Here is a 5,270-nt window from a genome sequence, read left to right on the forward strand (position 1 = left end):
GTTTCAGGAGTTCATTGCCATACGAAGCGTCACCGAAAAAAGAATTTCAAATTTTTTTCAGATAGGTGTTGCGGGAATGAAAAAAGGGTTTTATATTTGCACCCGCTTAAGCGACAAAGAGCTTGGCGAAGAGATAAAAGAGAGTTCATTAACATATTGAATTGACAGCGTAAGGCGTTAACCGGAAACGGTTGTCGTCGAACAAGAGAATAGATCATTTAGAGTACAGATTTAAAATTCCTATTTGGTTGTTAAGCACATTGGTCGAAAGACCTTAAAATTTAACGATGAAGAGTTTGATCCTGGCTCAGGATGAACGCTAGCGGCAGGCCTAACACATGCAAGTCGAACGGTAACAGGGAAGAGCTTGCTCTTTTGCTGACGAGTGGCGCACGGGTGCGTAACGCGTATACAATCTGCCTCATACTGGGGGATAGTCTTTGGAAACGAAGAATAATATCCCATGGCAAGCCGACGTGGCATCACGACGGCTTTAAAGCTTTGGCGGTAAGAGATGAGTATGCGTCCTATTAGCTAGATGGTGCGGTAACGGCGCACCATGGCGACGATAGGTAGGGGCCCTGAGAGGGGGATCCCCCACACTGGTACTGAGACACGGACCAGACTCCTACGGGAGGCAGCAGTGAGGAATATTGGACAATGGGCGGAAGCCTGATCCAGCCATGCCGCGTGCAGGAAGACTGCCCTATGGGTTGTAAACTGCTTTTGTACGGGAAGAAACCCCGCCACGTGTGGCGGGCTGACGGTACCGTAAGAATAAGGATCGGCTAACTCCGTGCCAGCAGCCGCGGTAATACGGAGGATCCGAGCGTTATCCGGAATCATTGGGTTTAAAGGGTCCGTAGGTGGACTGTTAAGTCAGAGGTGAAATCCTGCAGCTCAACTGTAGAATTGCCTTTGATACTGGCGGTCTTGAGTTATTGTGAAGTGGTTAGAATATGTAGTGTAGCGGTGAAATGCATAGATATTACATAGAATACCGATTGCGAAGGCAGATCACTAACAATCAACTGACACTGATGGACGAAAGCGTGGGGAGCGAACAGGATTAGATACCCTGGTAGTCCACGCCGTAAACGATGGTCACTAGCTGTCCGGCCTTAGGGCTGGGTGGCTAAGCGAAAGTGATAAGTGACCCACCTGGGGAGTACGTTCGCAAGAATGAAACTCAAAGGAATTGACGGGGGCCCGCACAAGCGGTGGAGCATGTGGTTTAATTCGATGATACGCGAGGAACCTTACCAGGGCTTAAATGTAAGTTGCATGGGGTGGAGACACCCCTTTCTTCGGACCACTTACAAGGTGCTGCATGGTTGTCGTCAGCTCGTGCCGTGAGGTGTCAGGTTAAGTCCTATAACGAGCGCAACCCCTGTTGTTAGTTGCCAGCGAGTAATGTCGGGAACTCTAGCAAGACTGCCGGTGCAAACCGCGAGGAAGGTGGGGATGACGTCAAATCATCACGGCCCTTACGTCCTGGGCTACACACGTGCTACAATGGTAGGGACAGAGAGCAGCCACACCGCGAGGTGGAGCGAATCTACAAACCCTATCACAGTTCGGATCGGAGTCTGCAACTCGACTCCGTGAAGCTGGAATCGCTAGTAATCGCATATCAGCCATGATGCGGTGAATACGTTCCCGGGCCTTGTACACACCGCCCGTCAAGCCATGGAAGCTGGGAGTGCCTGAAGTCCGTCACCGCAAGGAGCGGCCTAGGGTAAAATCGGTAACTAGGGCTAAGTCGTAACAAGGTAGCCGTACCGGAAGGTGCGGCTGGAACACCTCCTTTCTAGAGAAAGACGACTGATAAGGAAAGTTCAAAAAAGGAAACATTTGTTTCTGTTCTCTTGCTGTTAATTTAATTTTTAAGATAATTAAGTAGAGTCTCATAGCTCAGCTGGTTAGAGCGCTACACTGATAATGTAGAGGTCGGCAGTTCGAGTCTGCCTGAGACTACTAAAAGATTTAAGATCTGGGATTTACGCAGGTAGGTTTGGGGTTTTAAAACGTTCATTACAAATTGAAGGGAAATTTTAGACGTTGAGATATAATCAACAATCGTTAATCGTAGTTCAGCAATCTGAAATTCATTAATGGGGGATTAGCTCAGCTGGCTAGAGCGCCTGCCTTGCACGCAGGAGGTCATCGGTTCGACTCCGATATTCTCCACTAAAGTATCCAATTAGATTGGATATTTGAAAGTTCATTGACATATTGAAAAAGATACATGAAAAGATACATAAAGAGATCGTTCTCTTTATATATCGAATAATTTAGTTGCCAATAGTAAGTCACGAGCTGACTATTGGCAATGTAACTCATTAAAAAGACAAAAGTACAATAAGCTAAACAAGAGCGTATGGGGAATGCCTAGGCTCTCAGAGGCGATGAAGGACGTGATAAGCTGCGAAAAGCTGCGGGGACTGGCACATACAGATCGATCCGCAGATATCCGAATGGGGCAACCCAGCATGTTGAAGACATGTTATCCGATAAGGAGGCGAACCCGGGGAACTGAAACATCTAAGTACCCGGAGGAGAAGAAAACAAAAGTGATTCCGAAAGTAGCGGCGAGCGAAATCGGACTAGCCCAAACCGGTACTGTTACGGCAGTGCCGGGGTTGTAGGACCACGATATTCGATGCATGATGAACTAGAACAGTTTGGAAAGACTGACCAGAGAGGGTGATAGTCCCGTATAGGCAAAGATTGTTGAGATAGTGGTATCCTGAGTAGTGCGGGGCACGTGAAACCCTGTATGAAACAGTCGGGACCATCCGATAAGGCTAAATACTCCTGAGAGACCGATAGTGAACCAGTACCGTGAGGGAAAGGTGAAAAGAACCCTGAATAAGGGAGTGAAATAGAACCTGAAACCATACGCTTACAAGCGGTCGGAGCGGCGCAAGCTGTGACGGCGTGCCTTTTGCATAATGAGCCTACGAGTTACCGTTGCTAGCAAGGTTAAGTACTTAAGGTACGGATCCGTAGCGAAAGCGAGTCTGAACAGGGCGCTTTAGTTAGTAGTGGTAGACGCGAAACCGTGTGATCTACCCATGGGCAGGGTGAAGCTGTGGTAACACACAGTGGAGGCCCGAACCGGTTGACGTTGAAAAGTCTTCGGATGACCTGTGGGTAGGGGTGAAAGGCCAATCAAACTCGGAAATAGCTCGTACTCCCCGAAATGCATTTAGGTGCAGCGTTGATTTATAGTTTTATAGAGGTAGAGCTACTGATTGGATGCGGGGGCTTCACCGCCTACCAATTCCTGACAAACTCCGAATGCTATAAAATGTTGATCAGCAGTGAGGGCATGGGTGCTAAGGTCCATGTCCGAGAGGGAAAGAACCCAGACCATCAGCTAAGGTCCCCAAATGTATGTTAAGTTGAATAAACGAGGTTGGATTGCACAGACAGCTAGGATGTTGGCTTGGAAGCAGCCATTCATTTAAAGAGTGCGTAACAGCTCACTAGTCGAGCGATCCGGCATGGATAATAATCGGGCATAAACATACTACCGAAGCTATGGACTTGTAAAAGTGGTAGGGGAGCATTGTAGTGTCGTCGAAGGTGTACCGTGAGGTATGCTGGAGAAGCTACAAAAGAAAATGTAGGCATAAGTAACGATAATGCGGGCGAGAAACCCGCACACCGAAAGACTAAGGTTTCCTCAGCTATGCTAATCAGCTGAGGGTTAGTCGGGACCTAACGCGAACCCGAAAGGGGTAGTGGATGGCCAACGGGTTAATATTCCCGTACCTGCTCACGACAAAAGTGACGGAGGCGAAAAGTTGGTGCGCACTGACGGAATAGTGCGTTGAAGGATGTGGTAACACTCCGATAGTACACTGAGGCTACGGCCAAGGTGATAATCCAGCGGATCGACTTCCAAGAAAAGCGAGTGAAGCAGCCCGTACCCTAAACCGACACAGGTAGTTGGGATGAGAATTCTAAGGTGCTCGAGAGATTCATGGCTAAGGAACTAGGCAAAATTGACGCGTAACTTCGGGAGAAGCGTCGCCCACCCTCGGGTGGGCCGCAGTGAAAAGATCCAAGCGACTGTTTATCAAAAACACAGGGCTCTGCTAAATCGAAAGATGACGTATAGGGCCTGACACCTGCCCGGTGCTGGAAGGTTAAGTGGAGGGTTTAGAGGTTTACCTCGAAGATCTCAAATGAAGCCCCAGTAAACGGCGGCCGTAACTATAACGGTCCTAAGGTAGCGAAATTCCTTGTCGGGTAAGTTCCGACCTGCACGAATGGTGTAACGATTTGGATACTGTCTCAGCCATGAGCTCGGTGAAATTGTAGTATCGGTGAAGATGCCGATTACCCGCAGTGGGACGAAAAGACCCCGTGAACCTTTACTATAGCTTAGTATTGGCTTTGGATAAGTAATGTGTAGGATAGGTGGGAGACTTCGAAGCTGCGTCGCCAGGCGTGGTGGAGTCATTGTTGAAATACCACCCTTTGCTTATCTAGAGTCTAACTTCTTGCGAAGGACAGTGCTTGGTGGGTAGTTTGACTGGGGTGGTCGCCTCCAAAAGAGTAACGGAGGCTTCTAAAGGTCCCCTCAGCACGCTTGGTAACCGTGCGCAGAGTGCAATGGCATAAGGGGGCTTGACTGAGAGACATACAGGTCGATCAGGTACGAAAGTAGAGCATAGTGATCCGGTGGTTCCGCATGGAAGGGCCATCGCTCAAAGGATAAAAGGTACTCCGGGGATAACAGGCTGATCTCCCCCAAGAGCTCACATCGACGGGGGGGTTTGGCACCTCGATGTCGGCTCGTCACATCCTGGGGCTGGAGAAGGTCCCAAGGGTTGGGCTGTTCGCCCATTAAAGTGGCACGCGAGCTGGGTTCAGAACGTCGTGAGACAGTTCGGTCTCTATCTACTGTGGGCGTTAGAAATTTGAGTGGATCTGACTCTAGTACGAGAGGACCGAGTTGGACGAACCTCTGGTGTACCAGTTGTTCCGCCAGGAGCATTGCTGGGTAGCTACGTTCGGAAGGGATAAGCGCTGAAAGCATATAAGCGCGAAACCCACCACAAGATGAGATTTCTTTAAAGGGCCGTGGAAGATGACCACGTTGATAGGCCACAGGTGTAAAGGCAGTAATGTCACAGCCGAGTGGTACTAATGACCCATAGGCTTATTGTACGGCCGTTTTTTTTAGAGTACGACTTGATTATTACAATGTATCTATCGACGATTTATCGTCTTTTCAATATGTCAACAATATTAGT

Annotated in this window: 2 tRNA genes and 2 rRNA genes; all 4 read left to right on the plus strand. The window is 48.7% G+C overall.

Annotated elements, in window-relative coordinates:
* Positions 1-284 precede the first annotated feature (284 nt).
* Positions 285-1,810, plus strand: a 16S ribosomal RNA gene (locus tag HM983_RS15630).
* Positions 1,811-1,903: 93 nt separating this feature from the next.
* A tRNA-Ile gene (locus HM983_RS15635) sits at positions 1,904-1,977 on the plus strand.
* 139 nt (positions 1,978-2,116) lie between these two features.
* Positions 2,117-2,190, plus strand: a tRNA-Ala gene (locus HM983_RS15640).
* Between the two features lie 169 nt (positions 2,191-2,359).
* Positions 2,360-5,184: ribosomal RNA gene (locus HM983_RS15645) — 23S ribosomal RNA — on the plus strand.
* The 16S and 23S rRNA genes sit together here with 2 tRNA genes alongside, the layout of an rRNA operon.
* Positions 5,185-5,270 lie beyond the last annotated feature (86 nt).

This window comes from Winogradskyella ursingii (assembly GCF_013403975.1).
Taxonomy (GTDB): domain Bacteria; phylum Bacteroidota; class Bacteroidia; order Flavobacteriales; family Flavobacteriaceae; genus Winogradskyella; species Winogradskyella ursingii.